This is a genomic window from Bosea sp. AS-1, from assembly GCF_002220095.1.
In the GTDB taxonomy this organism is placed as follows: domain Bacteria; phylum Pseudomonadota; class Alphaproteobacteria; order Rhizobiales; family Beijerinckiaceae; genus Allobosea.
This window is the reverse complement of sequence record NZ_CP022372.1, coordinates 4,827,210-4,844,200: the sequence shown is the minus strand read 5'-3', so window position 1 is coordinate 4,844,200 and position 16,991 is coordinate 4,827,210. Positions and strand designations below refer to the sequence as shown.

General features: G+C 65.4%; 17 protein-coding genes. 11 read left to right on the top strand and 6 right to left on the bottom strand.

The genetic code is table 11. From position 1 onward, the window contains the following. Positions 1–11: 11 nt before the first annotated feature. Positions 12–1,109, bottom strand: coding sequence for a DUF917 domain-containing protein (locus tag CE453_RS24725; protein ID WP_089176998.1), 1,098 nt, complete (start codon positions 1,107–1,109; stop codon positions 12–14). Positions 1,110–1,227: 118 nt separating this feature from the next. Between CE453_RS24725 and CE453_RS24720 the strand changes: the two genes are divergently transcribed. From CE453_RS24720 to CE453_RS24700, 5 genes are all read left to right on the top strand, one after another. Further along, a complete protein-coding gene (locus tag CE453_RS24720) occupies positions 1,228–2,154 on the top strand; it encodes a LysR family transcriptional regulator (RefSeq protein WP_089176997.1) in 927 nt (308 codons plus the stop codon). Positions 2,155–2,298: 144 nt separating this feature from the next. Then, on the top strand, positions 2,299–3,174 hold the full coding sequence (locus CE453_RS24715; RefSeq protein ID WP_248307872.1) for a substrate-binding periplasmic protein: 876 nt from the start codon (positions 2,299–2,301) through the stop codon (positions 3,172–3,174). Between the two features lie 14 nt (positions 3,175–3,188). After that, entirely contained in the window at positions 3,189–3,938 is a 750-nt protein-coding gene (locus CE453_RS24710) for an amino acid ABC transporter ATP-binding protein (protein WP_089178132.1), read from the top strand. Positions 3,939–3,946: 8 nt separating this feature from the next. After that, the gene (locus tag CE453_RS24705) at positions 3,947–4,621 is read left to right on the top strand and encodes an amino acid ABC transporter permease (protein WP_089176996.1); all 675 of its coding nucleotides are present in this window, start codon (positions 3,947–3,949) and stop codon (positions 4,619–4,621) included. Next, positions 4,621–5,295: an amino acid ABC transporter permease gene (locus tag CE453_RS24700; RefSeq protein ID WP_089176995.1), complete on the top strand. Its 675-nt coding sequence runs from the start codon at positions 4,621–4,623 to the stop codon at positions 5,293–5,295. Before CE453_RS24705 ends, CE453_RS24700 begins: the two co-directional genes overlap by 1 nt. Before the next feature lie 20 nt (positions 5,296–5,315). On the opposite strand, the gene CE453_RS24695 is transcribed toward CE453_RS24700, so the two are convergent. Then, on the bottom strand, positions 5,316–6,167 hold the full coding sequence (locus CE453_RS24695; protein ID WP_089176994.1) for an NHL repeat-containing protein: 852 nt from the start codon (positions 6,165–6,167) through the stop codon (positions 5,316–5,318). Positions 6,168–6,238: 71 nt separating this feature from the next. Here CE453_RS24695 and hydA point away from each other — a divergent pair, with 71 nt between their 5' ends. Next, positions 6,239–7,681, top strand: coding sequence for a dihydropyrimidinase (hydA, locus tag CE453_RS24690; protein WP_089176993.1), 1,443 nt, complete (start codon positions 6,239–6,241; stop codon positions 7,679–7,681). An 18-nt stretch (positions 7,682–7,699) separates the two neighbouring features. On the opposite strand, the gene CE453_RS24685 is transcribed toward hydA, so the two are convergent. Further along, a complete protein-coding gene (locus CE453_RS24685; RefSeq protein WP_248307871.1) occupies positions 7,700–8,647 on the bottom strand; it encodes an N-carbamoyl-D-amino-acid hydrolase in 948 nt (315 codons plus the stop codon). A 216-nt stretch (positions 8,648–8,863) separates the two neighbouring features. Beyond that, a complete protein-coding gene (locus CE453_RS24680) occupies positions 8,864–9,733 on the bottom strand; it encodes a LysR family transcriptional regulator (RefSeq protein WP_089176991.1) in 870 nt (289 codons plus the stop codon). A 181-nt stretch (positions 9,734–9,914) separates the two neighbouring features. On the opposite strand from CE453_RS24680, the gene CE453_RS24675 reads away from it, so the two are divergent. The 4 genes from CE453_RS24675 to CE453_RS24660 are packed head-to-tail and all read left to right on the top strand — an operon-like array spanning position 9,915 to position 13,783. After that, positions 9,915–10,808 carry an XdhC family protein gene (locus tag CE453_RS24675; RefSeq protein WP_089176990.1) on the top strand — a complete coding sequence of 298 codons (894 nt, stop codon included), beginning with the start codon at positions 9,915–9,917 and terminating at the stop codon, positions 10,806–10,808. Between the two features lies 1 nt (position 10,809). Next, entirely contained in the window at positions 10,810–12,423 is a 1,614-nt protein-coding gene (gene ctaD, locus CE453_RS24670; protein ID WP_089176989.1) for a cytochrome c oxidase subunit I, read from the top strand. Positions 12,424–12,470: 47 nt separating this feature from the next. Beyond that, complete coding sequence (locus CE453_RS24665; RefSeq protein WP_089176988.1) at positions 12,471–13,118, top strand: Tim44 domain-containing protein; 648 nt, start codon at positions 12,471–12,473, stop codon at positions 13,116–13,118. Continuing rightward, the gene (locus tag CE453_RS24660) at positions 13,115–13,783 is read left to right on the top strand and encodes a 5-formyltetrahydrofolate cyclo-ligase (RefSeq protein ID WP_089176987.1); all 669 of its coding nucleotides are present in this window, start codon (positions 13,115–13,117) and stop codon (positions 13,781–13,783) included. Before CE453_RS24665 ends, CE453_RS24660 begins: the two co-directional genes overlap by 4 nt. On the opposite strand, the gene CE453_RS24655 is transcribed toward CE453_RS24660, so the two are convergent. Together CE453_RS24655 and CE453_RS24650 are read right to left on the bottom strand one after the other, a co-directional pair. Beyond that, entirely contained in the window at positions 13,770–14,279 is a 510-nt protein-coding gene (locus tag CE453_RS24655; protein ID WP_089176986.1) for a peroxiredoxin family protein, read from the bottom strand. The two genes, CE453_RS24660 and CE453_RS24655, sit on opposite strands and share 14 nt — an antisense overlap. Continuing rightward, positions 14,276–14,743 (bottom strand): PAS domain-containing protein, encoded by a 468-nt coding sequence (locus CE453_RS24650; RefSeq protein WP_089176985.1) that lies wholly within the window; start codon positions 14,741–14,743, stop codon positions 14,276–14,278. Before CE453_RS24650 ends, CE453_RS24655 begins: the two co-directional genes overlap by 4 nt. Positions 14,744–15,329: 586 nt before the next feature. On the opposite strand from CE453_RS24650, the gene ccoN reads away from it, so the two are divergent. After that, the gene (gene ccoN / locus CE453_RS24645; RefSeq protein WP_089176984.1) at positions 15,330–16,991 is read left to right on the top strand and encodes a cytochrome-c oxidase, cbb3-type subunit I; all 1,662 of its coding nucleotides are present in this window, start codon (positions 15,330–15,332) and stop codon (positions 16,989–16,991) included.

The window sequence follows — 16,991 nt, the reverse complement described above, 5'->3', positions numbered from 1 at the left end:
GAGAAGCGCGGCTAGCCTTCGCGGCCGAGCGCGTAGTCGGTGAAGTTCATGCCGAGCGCCTTCTCGACGATCGGGTAGACGCTGGGGTCGGTGATACTTGAGCTCAGCGGGATCTTGTCCTTGGGCACGCGCAGCACCGAAAGTTCCATGCCTTCACGGACATGGCCGGCACTGACCGGCTGGCCGTCGGTGTCGAGTGTGGTGATCACGTCCGGGAAGCAGGCATGGCGCGCGCCATCGAGATCGGTCACCGCCATGTATTCGTTCATGACGTGGATGACGCGGGCGGCTGCCCCGGTCCCGACCTGGATCGTGCCGATATCGAAGGCTTCGCTGGTGTAGCGGACGTCCTTCCTGGCGACGGTGCCGCGCGCGATGATCGAGCCGCCGGTCTCGTCGCAGATCGCGTCGATCACGGCGCCGCCGCCCTTCGGCTTGGCGGCGATGATGCGTTCGCCCAGCGCCAGAGCCATCGAGATGCCGCCGAGCGCCGCGTTCTTGCGGACATAGGCCGCCGAAACGGGATTGCGGCAGGAGGCGATGAAGCCGCCCGACATGTCGGAGGCCGTGCGCAGGATCGGCGAGATCTTGGCCGTCGCGCCGCGCGTCACCAGCTCGATATACTGGTTCTTCGAGCGATTGCCGCCGACCGCGACCTGGATCGTCGCTTCCGGGCTGTTGGCGAGGCCGATCGAGCCCATGTCCCCGGTGGGATGGGCGCGGATATCGCCGACCGCATCGACCACCTTCACACCGAGGATGGCGCTCGGCAGCCAGGCGTTCAGCGTGCTCGACATGCCGTTCTGGCCGATGATCAGGCCGTAGATCGGCTTGCCCAGTGCCTCCTGCAAGAGTTGCACGGCCTTGACGTAGTCGATGCCCCACATCTCCCATTCGGTCGTGCCGGCCGGCGCGCCGATGGCGGCGGCGGTGGCGATGATCGCGTCGTCGGGAATCTCGTCCATGGTGACGAGTTCGGGCCTGCCGGTATTGACCGCAGCCGTGCCGAGCATGCGGCCGTGATCGGCCCAGCCGCCGCCGCCCGCCGCGAAGACGGAGCCGCCGGCCACGGCCGCCTCGACATCCTTCATCGTCAGAAAGCGTCTCATCGGCCGGCCCCGCTCTTCTCCCGAGCCGGTCGTTGCCGGCACGCGGTCGAGCTTAGAGCGCTAGGCGCGAAATGAATCATGCTTATTATGCGACCGACCATAATCGGATGTTATTCTCATGCGCCTCAATCTTCGACAGATCGAAGTCTTCCGGGCCATCATGATCACCGGCTCCATCAGCGGCGCCGCGCGACTGCTGTCGGTCTCGCAGCCCGCCATCAGCCGCCTGCTCGCCTATACCGAGGACCGATTGGCGCTGCGCCTGTTCGAGCGCGTGCGCGGCCGCGTCCAGCCGACGCCGGAGGCGCGCCGCCTCTTCCAGGAGGTCGACCAGGTCCATCAGGGTGTCGTCAGGGTCAACGAGCTCGCCGACGAACTGCGTGAGCGCGGCACCGGTTCGGTGCGGATCGTAGCGAGCCCCAGCGTCGGCCAGGCGCTGGTGCCTGATGCCATCGCCCGGCTGCGCGAGCGCTTTCCCGATCTGCGCGTCGAGTTCGAGATCCTGACGCTGTTGGAGGTCGTCGCCAAGGTGGTGGCTGGCCGCGCCGATCTCGGCGTCTCGATCCTGCCCGTCGACGAGCCGACGCTCAACATGGAGGTACTGACCGAAGGGCGGCTCATGGTGATCATGCCGCGTGACCATGCGCTCGCGCGGCAGCGCGTGGTTCGCCCGGTCGATCTCGCGCCTTTTCCCCTGATCGGCTTCGGTCCGCAGACCCCTTACGGGGACGTCGTCGGCCGGGCGCTCGCGCTCAAATCCGCGCCGCTCAGGATCAGCACCGTCGTTCGCTTCACGCCGGTCGCCTGCGCCATGGTTCGAGCTGGCGCCGGCGTCGCCGTCGTCGACGAATTCGTGCTGCGGGGCCGGACTTGGCCGGAACTGGTGTCACGCCCGCTCGCGCCCAAGACGCGCGTGCGGGCCCATCTGCTGACGCCGCGTTTCGAGCCGCTTTCGCGGACCGCGAACGCATTTGTCGATATTCTGCGCGGGCTGGTGCCTCCCCCGCCGAAGGGCAAGGAGGTTGATGCCAAGGAGGGCGCTTAACATCAGGTTATGGAAACCCGACAACAAATAATTGGCAGGGCATGATTTCGCCCTGTTAGGCTTCGCTCCAGACGTGGCCGGATTGTTGCAAGAACAGGGGCGCAACAATCGCGGCGTCGCCGTCGCACAACGGGAGCGGGAAGCATGAAACTGAATTCGATCGGGATGGCGCGCGCCGCCGTCAGAGGCTTGGCCTTGGCCGCCCTCATCGCGATGCCGGCGATGGCGCAGGACGCCGACCATCCGCAGAACGAGAAGCTGAAAGTGGCCTGCGACCTCGGCTTTGCGCCCTTCTGCTTCAAGACGGCGACGGGCGAGACGACCGGCTTCACCTACGACATGTCCGCCGCGATCGCACAGAAGCTCGGCCGCCCTGGCGTCGAGGTCACGGATTCGAACTTCTCGGCGATCTTCGCCGGCCTGTTCTCGAAGCGCTACGAGATGATCCCGGCGCCGACCAACATCACGCCGGAGCGCGCCGCGCAGATGCTGTTCAGCGAGCCCTATATGCCGACGGGCCTCGGCTTCCTCGTCAAGAAGGGCAACAAGATCGCCAATCTTGAAGAGCTCAAGGGCAAGGCGCTGACCGTCAACAACGGCTCGATCTCGGACAAGTGGCTGACGGATAATGAAGCGAAATACGGCTTTACCATCCAGCGCTACAACAAGAACGCCGACGCGGTGCAGGCGGTGATGATCGGCCGGGCCTTCGCCAACGTCGCCGATGCGCCGGTCTCGCGCTATGTCGCGACGCAGACGCCGGCGGCGGATGTCGCCTTCGTTCTCGACAGCGGCCGCAACTTCGGCATTGCCTTCCGCAAGGAGGACGGCGCCTTCCGGGCCAAGGTCGAGCTCGCGCTGGAATGCATCAAGCAGGACGGCACGCTGGCGAAGATCCACGAGAAGTGGTTCGGCGTGAAGCCCGATGCAAGCTCATCGGCTGCGACGGTCTATCCGGGCACCGGCGCGCCGGGCTTCGAGGGCTACGACGCGACCGAACACAAGGCCGAATGCAAGTGACGCAGCAGCCCGGCATGACGGCCAAGCCCGCGGAAACGATCGTTTCGATCGAGGGGCTGCGCAAGAGTTTCGGCAATGTCGAGGTTCTGCGCGGCGTCGACCTCAAGGTCGGCAAGGGCGAGGCGGTCGTGATCGTCGGCTCCTCCGGTTCGGGCAAGAGCACCTGCCTGCGCTGCATCAACCGTCTCGAGGAGCCGACGGCGGGTACGATCCGCGTCGGCGGGCATGAGGTCACCGGTCCCAAGGTGGATCTCGACCGCCTGCGCCGCGGGATCGGCATGGTTTTCCAGGGCATCCATCTCTACCCGCACAAGACGGCTCTGGGGAACGTCTCGCTCGCACTGCGCAAGGTCGTCGGCCTCGGCAAGGAGGAGGCGGAGACAAAAGCCCGCCATCACCTTGAGGTCGTCGGCCTCTCTCACAAGGCCGATGCCTATCCCGCGCAGCTCTCAGGCGGCCAGCAGCAACGCGTTGGCATCGCGCGCGCCATGGCGCTGGAGCCGCAGGTCATGCTCTTCGACGAGCCGACCTCGGCGCTCGATCCCGAGCTCGTCGGCGAAGTGCTCAACGTCATGGTCCGCACCAAGGAGATGGGCATGACCATGATCGTGGTGACTCACGAGATGAAGTTCGCGCGCGATGTCGCCGACCGCGTCGTCTTCATGGACCATGGCGCGATCCTGGCCGAGGGCACGCCGCAGGAGATCCTGGTCGATCCGCAGCACCAGCGCATCCGGGACTTCGTGATGCGTTCGCACGGCTGACGGCACGCATGGATCAGATCGTCCGCTATTTCTTCGATTTCTCGCTGATGTCGGCTTACTGGCCGGACATCCTGCGCGGCTTCCTCATCACCATCGAGATGTCGATCCTGACGATCGTGATCGGCATTCCGCTCGGCCTCGCGCTCGCGATCCTCAGGCTCTACGGCATCCGGCCGCTGAACTGGCTGATCATCTTCTACATAGACTTCTTCCGCTCGATCCCCCAACTCGTCCTGATCGTGCTGGCCTATTTCGCACTGCCCTATTTCGGGTTGGTGCTGGAGCCTTTCACGGCGACGGTGCTGGCGCTGGCGATCGTGCTCTCGGCCTTCTCCGAGGAAATCTTCTGGGCCGGCATCAACGCCGTCGCGAAGGGACAATGGGAAGCCGGCCGCTCGACGGGGCTCAGCTTCAGCAAGACCCTGGCCTACATCATCCTGCCGCAGGTTGTGCGGATCTCGATTCCACCGCTGACCAACCGTGCCATCGGCATCAGCAAAGGCACGACCCTGGGCTCGGTCGTTGCGGTGCCTGAACTCCTCAACGTGACGTCGAGCATCCAGTCCAACGTCGCCAATCCGACCGCGCTAACTGTCGGCGCGCTGCTCTTCCTCCTGCTGTTCCTGCCCTTCGTGCGCTTCACGCGCTGGCTGGAACACGCCTATGCGCATCCGAGGTCGTGATGAACGAGCTCGTCACCACCTTCTTCAATCTCGATGTCCTGCAGCAGGTCTGGCCGCTGTTGCTGCAGGGCTTCTGGATGACCTTGGCTCTGGCCGCTGTCGCCGTGCCGCTTTCGGTACTCACCGGCATTGCCATCGCGATGGCACAGGATGTCCCGAGCAAGCTGCTGCGCTTCCTGCTGATCGCCTATGTCGATGTGCTGCGGGCGATCCCGCCGCTGGTGCTGCTGATCTTCATTTTCTTCGGCCTGCCCTTCCTCGGCATGAAGCTCAACGAGTTCACCGCAGCCGTGCTGGCGCTGACACTGAACGGTTCGAGCTATTTCGCCGAGATCTTCCGCGCCGGCATCGAATCCGTGCCGAAGGGCCAGCGTGAGGCGGCGCGCTCGACGGGCCTGAGCTGGTTCCAGAGCATGGTCTACGTGGTGGTGCCGCAGGGCACGCGCAATGTGCTGCCGGACCTGATCAGCAACACGGTCGAGCTGGTGAAGCAGACCTCGATCGCCTCGGCGGTCGCCCTGCAGGAGCTGTTGCGTTCGGCCCAGCTCGCGCAGGGCCTGCTCTACAATCCGACTCCGCTGATTGCGGCGGCGATCGTCTATTTCCTGATGTTCTGGCCCTTCGTGCGGCTGGTCTCGCGGCTGCAGAACCGCACGGCCATGTCCGCAGCATGAATCCGTCTTCGCCCGTCGCGTCAGCTCGCGACGGGATAAAGCCGCGTGATGCGGTTCGGGTTTGTCTCCGCGAGGAAGATGTCTCCGGCCGGTCCGAGCCACATTCCATGCGCACTGTTGAGTACGGGGCGGCACCGGCCGAGCAGGGCACCATCCGCCGAAAGCAGGCTCAGCGTCGGAATGGAATCGCAGACATAGATGCGGTCCTCGGCATCGGCGACGACATCCTGCGGGCGCAGGAACGAGTCCCAGATCGCGAGAAGCTCTCCCGCAGCGGTGAAGTTCTGCACACGGCTGTTCTCGCGATCGGCGACGATCACGCGCCCGTCGCTGAGCACGCAGATGCCGTGCGGCGTCAGGAAGGCGCCCGGCGTCGTTCCGACCGATCCCCAGCTCGTAATCAGGTTGGCAGCCGCGTCGAAGCGGTGAATGCGGCCGTTGCCATAGCCGTCGGCGACGTAGAAGCCGCCATCAGGCGCAAAGGCGATGTCGCTCGGATGGCTGAAGGGCTGGCCCGGCCGGTGGCTCTCGCCGATCTGTTGCCGGACATGGCCTTCGGCGTCGCAGAAGAAGATGCGATGTGCGTCGCGGTCGACGATGGCGAGGCCGCCATCGGGCGTCATCGCGATCTTGTGGGCATCGACGCAGAGCACCTCGCCCCAGCTCCTGATGAAGCTGCCGTCAGTCCCGAGCGTGACGACGCACGGCCCGTCCGGATCGACGGCACTGTCGCGACGCAGCAGGACGTGCACCAGGCCGTCGTTGTCGACGGCGAGATCGGTGATCCGTCCCGATGTGGCGGGCAGGGCGTCCCAGGGGCGTTCGACGCCGTAGAGCCTGTCGCCGAGCGCGACGCGCAATTCCGTTTTCATCCTGACCTCGTCGCTGTTTCGCGCGCAGCGGATTGCCGTTTCACGGCCCCGGCTGCCTGGAGAGAAAGACCATGAGCGATTTCGATCTCGTTATCCGCGGCGGCACGGCGGTGACCGCCAGCGATATTGGGGCTTTCGACATCGGCGTGGCCAACGGCCTGATTACGGCGATTGGCGCGGGGTTGCCGCGTGGCAAGGAGGAGGTCGATGCACGGGGGCTGCTCGTGCTGCCGGGCGGCGTCGACAGCCATGTCCATCTCGACCAGCCGTTTTCCTCGGGCGCCGACATCGCCGATGGCTTCGACAGCGGCACCGCCTCTGCCGTGGCTGGCGGTACGACCACAGTCGTCTGCCATGCCCCGCAGATTCGTGGCGGCTCGCTCGCTGAGGCGGTCGCTGCCTATGCCGAGAAGGCGAAGCAGGCGCGGATCGACCATGCCTTCCATCTGCTGGTCAACGATCCGACTCCGGACGTGCTGGAGAAAGAGCTGCCGGCGCTCGTCGAAGCCGGGCATCGCTCGGTCAAGATCTTCATGACCTATGACAGCAACCGGCTGGGCGACGCGCAGATCCTGCAGACGCTCGCCGCGGCGCGGCGTGCCGGTGCACTCGTCTGCGTCCACGCGGAGCATCACGAGCTGATCACCTGGCTGACGCAGGCGCTGCTGGCGGCCGGGCAGACGGCGCCGCGCCATCTCGCCTGGGCCAAGCCTATGGTGGTGGAGCGCGAGGCGACGCATCGCATTCTCGCGTTGGCCGAGGCGCTGGATACGCCGATCCAAATCTTCCACGTCTCGGGCCGGCAATCCGGCGAGGAGGTCGAGCGCGCGCAGCAGCGCGGGCAGAAGGCCTGGGCCGAGACCTGTACGCAATATCTCGTGCTCGGCGAGGCCGACATGGATCGGCCGGGCTTCGAGGGCGCGAAGTTCATGATCTCCCCGGCGCTGCGCAATGCCGCCGATCAGGAGGCGCTCTGGCAATATCTGCGCGACGGCGTCATCGACATCGTCTCGTCCGACCATTCGCCGCTGCGCTATGATGATCCGCGCGGCAAGAAGCAGCACGGCGAGAACGCGCCCTTCAACAAGATCCCGAACGGCGTGCCCGGTCTCGCGGCACGGCTGCCCATTCTCTACTCCGAAGGCGTCGCCAAGGGGCGCATCGACCTGCGTCGCTTCGTCGATCTCGTCGCTACCAACCCGGCGCGTCGCTTCGGCCTCGCGCCGCACAAGGGCGCGCTCGCAATCGGAGCCGACGCCGATGTCGTGCTGTTCGACCCCGACAGGCGCGTCACCCTCACCAACGCCATGCAGCACCACGGCAGTGATTACACCCCCTATGAAGGCATGGAGGTGCAGGGCTATCCGACGGCGACCTACCAGCGCGGACGCCTCGTTTTCGACGGGGACCGTGTGCTGGCGCAACCCGGGCAAGGACAGCTTCTGGCGCGTGGTCCCTATGGCGAAATTGCACCGACGGGTCGTTTCCCGACCCCGTTCGATCCGTTCGAGTAGGCTGGACAGGGAGGGCGCTCAGGCACCCTCCGGCTTCCCAAGCGGCGCGCCGACGCCGGTGCGCTCGGTCAGCAGGCCGTAATGCTCGACGCGGCGGTGGCGGGCGAAGTCGAAGATCGTCGCCTTGCCGAAGCGCGTCTCGTCGAGATCGCAGGCATGGACGAGCACGCCGTCCTCCTCATGGTCGAGTTCGCCGACGATCTTGCCGTCCGGTGCCGCGATCAGCGTGCCACCGAAGAGCGAATGGCCATCTTCCGTGCCGGCCTTGGCCACGGCCACGACCCAGGTCGAGTTCTGGTAGGCGCCGGCCTGCACCGAGAGCCGATGGTGGAACAGCCGGTCGGCGGTCGTCTCATGGGGCGATTGCCCGTTGACGGATGGGGTGTTGTAGCCGAGCACGACCATCTCGACGCCCTGAAGCCCCATGATGCGATAGGTCTCCGGCCAGCGCCGGTCGTTGCAGATCGCCATGCCGAAGAGACCACCTTCGAATTCCCAGACCGGGAAGCCGAGATCGCCCGGCTCGAAATAGCGCTTCTCGAGATGCTGATGCGTCCGCTCCGGGTCGAATTCGACGTGGCCCGGCAGATGGATCTTGCGATACTTGCCGACGATCCGGCCCGCTCGATCGACGAGGATCGAGCTGTTGAAATGCCGCCCCTCTGGCGTCAGCTCGGCATAACCGAAGCTCATGGCCATGCCGAGCTCTCTCGCCTTGTCGAAAAGCGGCTGCGTCTGCGGGCCCGGCATGCTGCGCTCGAACCAGCCATCCGCTTCGGCGCGATCCTCGTGATACCAGCGTGGGAAGAAGGTGGTGAGAGCCAGCTCCGGATAGACAATGAAGGTCGCGCCCTGCGCCCTGGCCGCCTCCATCAACGCGATCATTCGGTCGATGACCTGCTTGCGGCTGTCGGCTCGCTGGATCGGGCCTAGCTGGGCGGCGGCGACGGTGACGATGCGTGACACGGGCATTCCTGATCTGACGAAGCGGCGGGCTACCCCCAAGGCGCTCCGCCGAGCCCGTTCGAGACGGCGACGCCGCGCTCGGGCAAGGCTTTCGCCAAGGTTGCCCTTGATTGGGCCATGCCAGAGCATTAGACGGTCCCCGCCCATTCTTCATATGCTTTGTTCGAGGCCATCCATAATTCACCATTATGGCCTCCAGCGCCCGATGCCGCCCGCTCAGGATCCCGCTGCCGCCTCCGCCGGACTCGCCGCCGCAATGCTGCGTAATCCCGACAGGGCGAGATCCACCAGCTCGTCATCGGCCTGGGCCGAGCACATGGCATAGATCGGGTAGAAGAAGCTCGGCGCTCCGGCGACGAGATGCAGCCGGCCGGCGGCGATGTGTGGCGCGACCACCCGCTGGCGGAAATATCCCGAGCCGCCGACCTCGAGGATATAGCTCAAGGCGAGCGGCCCCAGGCTGACGAACAGGCCGGGGTTGTTCTCCTCGGGAAAGCTGAGTTCGTGATGCTGGGCGAAGTCCGGGCCCCAGTCGACATAGACGTAATTGTCCGCCCCTGCGGTTTCGGTGTCTGCAGCGGTCGAGACCAGCACGAGCTTCTCCTCGAGCAGCAATTCGACGCGCGCGCCCGGCCGGTGCTGGGGTTGATACATCACGGCGATGTCGAGCGCGCCGGTCGAAACCTGATGGGTCAGACTTTCGGGCAGGCCGACCTCGACGCGCAGCGCGATGTCGGGCGCGGCGCGGCGCATCCAATGCAGCCATTCGACCAGCCACGGATGCCAGAGGCTGAGTTCACCGCCGATGCTCAGCACCGCGCGTCGCCCCGGCGGGACCGCAACTTGGTGCCGCGCCCGCTGCCAGAGCTGCACGAACATTGGCGCATAGCGTAGGAACTGCTCGCCCGCGGGCGTCAGTGAAGCACCGTTCTTGTTGCGGATGAAAAGCGGCCGCCCGAGCTGTTCTTCCAGGGCCTTGACGCGCGCACTGACCGCGGTCTGGCTGACGTTGAGCTGCTCGGCGGCGCGCACGAAGCTGCGCATCCGCACGATCTCCAGGAAGGTTCGGGCCAGCTCGATATCCATGTGCAGCGCCTCCGAGACCTTTGTAGCATTATTCCTGCATTCAATCCGTCATTAAATTCGATTGTTTGCTTTTCTTGAAAGCGCAAGATGGCGGAGCTGGGCAACGCCATCGTCCACGCGGAACAGCTGACCGGCAGGATCCCCTGAACATGGCGGCCCCAGTCTTCTGGGATGGGATGCCATGGGCGTGCGCCCCGCCGATTTTACCGGAACGGATATCCTCCAGCTGGCCGCCGAACTGTCTGCTGCCGGCCATGCTTTCGCGCTCGGCGTCGTCGTCGAAGCGCGGGGCTCCAGCGCAGGGCGCGCCGGTGCGAAGGCTCTGTTCGATACCGAAGGGGAAGTCATTGCGGGCTGGGTCGGCGGCGGCTGTGCCGAATCCACGATCGCGCACGCCGCGGTCGAAGCCTGCGCCAGCGGCACGCCGCAACTCGTCGAGGTCGACCTCGACAGCGAGGTGCTCGGCGCGGGCATGCCCTGCGGCGGCCGGATGCGGGTCTATGTCGAGCCCGTCCTGCCTAGACCTGCGCTCTGGATTCTGGGGCATGGCCGCGTGGCCGAATGCCTGTGCCACTTCGGCGTTCTGTTGGGATTCTCGGTCGTCGTCGATGACGCCATGGCCGTTGCGGAACGGTTTCCCGAGGCCTCCCGCATCATCGCCGACGATCCTGACTATGAGGCGGTGACGCCGGCGGCCGGAGACTTCGCGGTCGTCGCAACGCAGCATCGCGGCGACCATGAATCGCTGCGCCGCCTGCTCGCGAGCGAGGTCGGCCATATCGCGCTGATCGCCAGCCGCAAGCGCGCCGGGCTGGTGTTGGCCTATCTGCGCAAGATCGGTTTCGACCGCCAGGCGATCGATCGGATTCACGCCCCGGCCGGGCTCGCCTTGAGCGCACGCACGGCCGAGGAAATCGCGTTGTCGGTCATCGCAGAGATCGTGCTCGTCCGCCGCAGCCGCGCCGACCGGGAAGTCGCGCCGCAGATGGGGGACGTGTCGGCGGCCGCGTCGGGCGAGACGCGGCCGCCGGTCACGCCGGCAAATGTCGAGCCGCTGCGCGTCGTAGGAGAATGAGATGACAGCTCACGTCGAGACCGCCGACCACAGGCCCGGCTTCTGGACCCGCTGGTTCCTGTCGACCAACCACAAGGACATCGGGACGCTCTACCTGATCTTCTCCGCCCTCGCCGGCATGCTGGGCACGGCTCTCTCGGTTGCCATGCGGATGGAGCTGCAGCAGCCGGGCATGCAGATCTTTTCCAGCCCGGCTGTGTTCAATGTGGTCGTCAGCGCCCACGGCCTGATCATGATCTTCTTCGTCATCATGCCGGCGCTGATCGGCGGGTTCGGCAACTGGCTGGTGCCGCTGATGATCGGTGCGCCGGACATGGCCTTTCCGCGCATGAATAACGTCTCGTTCTGGCTGCTGGTCGCGTCCTTCGTGCTGTTTCTCTGCTCGCTCTTCGTCGAAGGCGCGCCGGGCACTTCCGGCCATGGCGGCGGCTGGACGCTCTATCCGCCGTTCTCCGCAGCCACCGGTCAGCCTGGTCCGGCGGTCGATTTCGTCATCCTGTCGATTCACTTGTCCGGCGCGGCCTCGATCCTGGGCGCGATCAACTTCATCACGACGATCCTGAACATGCGCGCGCCCGGCATGACCTTGCACAAGATGCCGCTCTTCGCCTGGGCGATGCTGGTCACGGCCTTCATGCTGCTCTTCGCGCTGCCCGTGCTGGCCGGTGCGATCACCATGCTGCTGACCGACCGCAACTTCGGCACGACCTTCTTCGATCCGGCCGGCGGCGGCGACCCGATCCTCTACCAGCATCTGTTCTGGTTCTTCGGCCACCCCGAAGTCTACATCATGATCCTGCCAGCCTTCGGCATCGTCAGCCATGTCGTCTCGACCTTCTCGAAGAAACCGATCTTCGGCTATCTCGGCATGGCTTATGCCATCGTCGCGATCGGCCTCATCGGCTTCATCGTCTGGGCGCACCATATGTTCACCGCCGGGCTGTCGCTCAACACGCAGCGCTACTTCGCTTTCGCCTCGATGGTCATCGCGGTGCCGACGGGCATCAAGATCTTCTCCTGGCTCGCGACGATGTGGGGCGGCTCGATCAGCATCCGCGTTCCGATGCTCTGGGCAATCGGCTTCGTCGTACTCTTCACCATCGGCGGCGTCACCGGCGTGGTCTTGGCCAATGCCGGCGTCGACCGCGTCCTGCACAACACCTACTACGTCATCGCCCATTTCCACTACGTGCTGTCGCTCGGCGCCGTCTTCGGCATCTTCGCCGGCTTCTACTACTGGTTCCCGAAGATGAGCGGCTACCTGACCAATGAATGGCTCGGGCGGCTGCATTTCGTCATGATGTTCGTTGGTGTGAACATGGTGTTCTTCCCGCAGCATTTCCTCGGACTGGCGGGCATGCCGCGCCATTATGCCGATTATCCCGATGCCTTCGCCGGCTGGAACTTCGTCTCCTCGATCGGCTCCTACATCTCTGGCGCGAGCCTGCTCGTCTTCGTCGCGATGGTCGCGGAGGCGTTCTGGCGCAAGCGCCCCGCCGGCGACAATCCATGGGGGGAGGGCGCGACGACCCTGGAATGGACGCTGTCCTCGCCGCCACCCTTCCACCAGTTCGAGACGCTGCCACGCATCGTCGGGACGGATCATGAGGCCTGAGGTGCGCCCGGGCCGGATGATGTCGGAACCAGGACAGGGAGGTCGCAATGCCCCATGAAGCCGACAGCACAGGATTGACGACGCTCCTCTGGCTCATCTGCGTCTACTGGAACCTTGTCTGGTTCACCCAGCAACTGACGTCGCTCGGACAGGCCGGGAATGGCGAAACGGCGGAGCAGGCAGCGGGCGATCAGGTGCAGCAGAAGCCCGACCCACGGGCCTTGTCCGCGATCATATCGCGCAGCGCAGCCGCCTCGATGCGCGAAATCCTGCAGCGCGATGGTGCAGCCTCGGTAGAGGCCTTCATCGGAAGGGCGCTCGCGACTTATGAAGCTGTGGTGTCGGCCTTCGATGCCGGAGACCGAGACGCCCTGAGCCACTTGCTTGCCCCGGATGTCTACGATGCCTTCAGCGAGACGATTGCCCAGCGTGAGGAGGAGGGGGAGGAGGCGGCGGAAACCTTGTTCTCGCGCATCGAGCCCGAGATCGTAGAGGCCCGGATCGAGGAAGAGCGGATGGAGGTGTCCATCCGTTTCACCAGCGAATCCTTCAAGCTGCCGCGTCGCCCGGCAGGGCTGCTCTTCCGCAATGTGTCGAGCCCCTTGCACGGCGTCGACATCTGGACGTTTGCACGCAACCCGGCGGTGCGGGACGATGGTTGGCTGGTCGTGGCGACGCGGACGGAGGTGCGATGACGCGAGACGATGACGAGCCGCGCAGCTATGCCTCGCCGCCCTGCTTCATGCGGGAGGTCGATCCTGCTTATTTCGGCCTCGCTCCGCCACCACCGCCCACGCAGGGCGTCGTCGCCTGGCGCAAGGCCCAGCGGGAGCGGCTGATCACGAACCGCCTTTCGCTGTCGGCATCGTTCCGGGCCGACGCAGCTGCAAGGATCGCGCAGGCCCTCGATCGGCTGATCGGTGATCCAGGCGGGCATGTGATCAGCGCCTATTGGCCGTTCCGCGGCGAGCCGGATCTGCGGCCATGGCTGGTGTCGCTCCAGGCTCGCGGCGCACGTACGGCGCTACCCGTGGTGGTCGCGAGCCGGACACCGCTCATCTTCCGAAGCTGGCAACAGGGAGATCGCCTGACGCGCGGTGTCTGGAACATCCCGATTCCTGCGGATGGCGAGGTCGTCATCCCGGATATCGTGATTGCGCCTCTCGTCGGCTTCGATCCGGGCTTCTATAGGCTCGGCTATGGCGGCGGCTTCTTCGACCGGACGCTGGTTCAACTGCCCACGAGCACAGTTGCGATCGGCGTCGGCTATGATCAGGCCGCGATGGCGTCGATCATGCCGCAACCCCATGACATTCCCATGCGCCACATCATGACCGAAACCGGCATCAGGAGCCGCTAGGCGAGGCTGCGATCTCCTGATCGGCCGGCTCGGCCAGGAGCGTCGCGACCTCGGCACCGATCCGCATATCGTCCTCGGTCCCGAAGCCGTGCTTGCGGATGCGCCCCGCCCTGTCGATCAGGATCAGGCTCGGCGTTCCGCGCATGCCATAGGCAGCCATGGTCTGCGGAAGCGGCCCGTCCTCCGAGGGCCGGTCGACGCCGATCGGGAAGGTCAGGCGGAACTCGTGGATGAAGGCTTCGAGCGAGACCGGCGTCATCGCCGCATGGTGTTCGAAGACCGTGTGGAGCCCGATGACTGCGACCGCTTCTGCGGGAAAGAGTCGGGAGATCCGCTGCGCTTGCGGCAGGCCGCCCTGCACACAGCCGGGGCAGAGCATCTGGAAGGCATGGAGAACCACGACGCGCCCGCGCAGGTCGGCGAGAGCGAGCGGTTGCGGCGTGTTGAACCAGCGCACCACATCGAGCGGCGGGGCCAGGTCGGTGGCGACGGTCACGGTCGCGCCTCTCCCGCTTGCCCGGTCCCGGTCTGCCCTGCGAGTTCGCGCCGCAGCCGGCGCAGTTCCTCGAAACGGAGCGTGACGTCGCGCAGGACGGCCGCCATGCCGGTGATCCCGCCACCGGGCCCACGCAGCAGGGTGATGGTGAACTCGACCGAGATCTGCCGGCCATCCGCCGCTAGGGCCGGGACGGACAGCAGATCGCCGGCGCCATAGCGCGTGGCGCCGGTTGCAATAACGTTCTCCCAGCCGATCCAGTGCCGCCGTCGCAGCCGTTCGGGAATGATCAGATCGAGCGATGCGCTGAGAGCCTGTTCCGGTGTGAAGCCGAAAAGCCGGACCGCGCCGGGATTCCAGAACAGGATGATGCCATTTTGGTCGGTCGCCAGGATGGCGTCGGCTTCGCTTGCGAGAAGTGCGGCACCGAGATTTTCGACGAGCCGTTCCGAAGCATCGAGCATCTTGTGCGCCTCTTGTTTGGGCGTGGCCAAGCACCGGCCGAGTGCCCGATCAGGAACCGGACCAGGCGCCGACGAGACCGCAACGCGGCGCGCCTCGGCTGCATGCCGGCATGGGACAGAACCAGCAGGATGTCATCCGGCCAGAAGCCGGACAATCTCATTTCATTGCACTTCAAGTGCATGAATCTTCGTATGAAAACCGGAAGTGGTCGGCCCTCGGCCTGTTTCCTTGCCGGCTGAAGATCTTCGACGCGAGTTTGCGTTTTCGCAACTTGCGGACGCTCCGGCTCCGATAGTGTCGGACGCCCGCTAGGCACGGTGCTCGAAATCGGCACTGAATTGAGCTGAATCAAATCGCAGCTTTCATCCGCCCGCTAGAAGGATGCGATTGTTCGAATGTCCCGGCCCGACGCGGCAGTCGAGATCGAGGTGGTACGGTGAGATTTCCTTCCCTCTTTGCGCAGGCGCCTCGCTTGAAGGGCCGAATGTCGCCGACTGGCTATCCTTGTCCGGCTACAGGCTGTGCGCCGATGCGCCAGGCGCTGAGGGCGATGCGCGGCACGAGCCGCCTCGGGAGGGGGTAGCGATGGTTTCGACGCTAACGATCGCGGAACGCCAGGGCGCGATGGCGATATCGCTGCTCGTCGCGCTGTGCGGCTTCGCCATGGCGATCGCCGGCAATGGTGATCTTTTCGGGGCCCAGGGCGTCGTTGTTCTGCTGTTCGGCCTCGGTTGCGCCGGACTCGTCCTTTCGCAATATTTCGCGCCGGAGCCCTCGGAGGAGCGCCTGACGCGCTATTACGACGATCCGACCAAGGTCGGCATCGTCCTATCCCTGGCCTGGGCCGTGGTCGGCATGGCCTTCGGTGTCTGGGTTGCGGCGCTGCTGGCCTGGCCAGACCTGACCTTCGACGCCGGCTGGGCGAGCTTCGGCCGCATCCGCCCGGTCCATACCTCGGGCGTGATCTTCGGCTTCGGTGGCAACGCGCTGATCGCGACCTCCTTCCACGTCCTGCAGCGTACTTCGCGGGCGCGCCTACCCGACCAGCTCACCCCCTGGTTCGTACTGATCGGCTACAACCTGTTCTGCGTGGTCGCGGCCAGCGGCTACCTGATGGGCGTCACCCAGTCGAAGGAATACGCCGAGCCGGAATGGTACGCGGACATCTGGCTGGTCATCGTCTGGGTCGCCTATTTCCTGCTCTACATCCGCACGCTGCAGCGGCGGAAGGAACCGCATATCTACGTCGCGAACTGGTACTACATGGCCTTCATCCTGGTCGTGGCGGTGCTGCACATCGTCAACAACCTGGCGGTGCCGATCTCCTTCGCCAGCGCCAAGAGCTATTCGCTCTTCTCCGGCGTGCAGGATGCGATGACGCAGTGGTGGTACGGCCACAACGCGGTCGCCTTCTTCCTGACCTCCGGCTTCCTCGGCATGATGTACTACTACCTGCCGAAGCGGGCCGGCCGGCCGATCTTCTCCTACAGGCTGTCGATCATCAGCTTCTGGGGCATCACCTTCATGTATATGTGGGCGGGCTCACACCACCTGCATTACACGGCGCTGCCGCAATGGGTGCAGACGCTGGGCATGACCTTCTCGGTGATGTTGCTGGTGCCGTCCTGGGCTTCGGCCGGCAACGCACTGGCGACGCTGAACGGCGCCTGGCACAAAGTCCGCGACGACGCGACGCTGCGCTTCATGATGGTCGCCGCCGTCTTCTACGGCCTCTCGACCTTCGAGGGCTCGTTCATGGCGATCCGGGCCGTCAACTCGCTCTCGCACTATACCGACTGGACCATCGGCCACGTCCATGCCGGCGCGCTGGGCTGGGTGGCGATGATCACCTTCGGCTCGCTCTACGCGCTGGTGCCGTGGATGTGGAAGGTCGAGCGGATGTATTCGCCCAAGCTGATCGAGGTCCATTTCTGGCTCGCCCTCGCCGGGACCATCATCTACGTCTTCGCGATGTGGAACTCGGGCATCATCCAGGGCCTGATGTGGCGCACCTATAACGACAGCGGCACGCTGGCCTATTCGTTCATCGACAGCCTGGTCGCGATGCACCCCTATTATATTGCGCGCACCGTGGGCGGGCTGCTGTTCCTGCTCGGAGCCATCGTCGCCGCCTACAATGTCGGGATGACGATCCGCATGGCCCGCAGCCGGGCCGCGGGAAGCGCGGGTGAGGCGGACCGGCCCGCCCTTCAGGCCGCCGGCGCGGCGCTGCAGCCGGGGGAGTGA

What these genes read in the sequence shown, in the direction of transcription:
- CE453_RS24725 (WP_089176998.1), bottom strand. Translation starts at nt 1,109, where the DNA reads ATGAGACGCTTTCTGACGATGAAGGATGTCGAGGCGGCCGTGGCCGGC.
- CE453_RS24720 (WP_089176997.1), top strand. Translation starts at nt 1,228, where the DNA reads ATGCGCCTCAATCTTCGACAGATCGAAGTCTTCCGGGCCATCATGATC.
- CE453_RS24715 (WP_248307872.1), top strand. Translation starts at nt 2,299, where the DNA reads ATGAAACTGAATTCGATCGGGATGGCGCGCGCCGCCGTCAGAGGCTTG.
- CE453_RS24710 (WP_089178132.1), top strand. Translation starts at nt 3,189, where the DNA reads ATGACGGCCAAGCCCGCGGAAACGATCGTTTCGATCGAGGGGCTGCGC.
- CE453_RS24705 (WP_089176996.1), top strand. Translation starts at nt 3,947, where the DNA reads ATGGATCAGATCGTCCGCTATTTCTTCGATTTCTCGCTGATGTCGGCT.
- CE453_RS24700 (WP_089176995.1), top strand. Translation starts at nt 4,621, where the DNA reads ATGAACGAGCTCGTCACCACCTTCTTCAATCTCGATGTCCTGCAGCAG.
- CE453_RS24695 (WP_089176994.1), bottom strand. Translation starts at nt 6,167, where the DNA reads ATGAAAACGGAATTGCGCGTCGCGCTCGGCGACAGGCTCTACGGCGTC.
- hydA (WP_089176993.1), top strand. Translation starts at nt 6,239, where the DNA reads ATGAGCGATTTCGATCTCGTTATCCGCGGCGGCACGGCGGTGACCGCC.
- CE453_RS24680 (WP_089176991.1), bottom strand. Translation starts at nt 9,733, where the DNA reads ATGGATATCGAGCTGGCCCGAACCTTCCTGGAGATCGTGCGGATGCGC.
- CE453_RS24675 (WP_089176990.1), top strand. Translation starts at nt 9,915, where the DNA reads ATGGGCGTGCGCCCCGCCGATTTTACCGGAACGGATATCCTCCAGCTG.
- ctaD (WP_089176989.1), top strand. Translation starts at nt 10,810, where the DNA reads ATGACAGCTCACGTCGAGACCGCCGACCACAGGCCCGGCTTCTGGACC.
- CE453_RS24665 (WP_089176988.1), top strand. Translation starts at nt 12,471, where the DNA reads ATGCCCCATGAAGCCGACAGCACAGGATTGACGACGCTCCTCTGGCTC.
- CE453_RS24660 (WP_089176987.1), top strand. Translation starts at nt 13,115, where the DNA reads ATGACGCGAGACGATGACGAGCCGCGCAGCTATGCCTCGCCGCCCTGC.
- CE453_RS24650 (WP_089176985.1), bottom strand. Translation starts at nt 14,743, where the DNA reads ATGCTCGATGCTTCGGAACGGCTCGTCGAAAATCTCGGTGCCGCACTT.
- ccoN (WP_089176984.1), top strand. Translation starts at nt 15,330, where the DNA reads ATGGTTTCGACGCTAACGATCGCGGAACGCCAGGGCGCGATGGCGATA.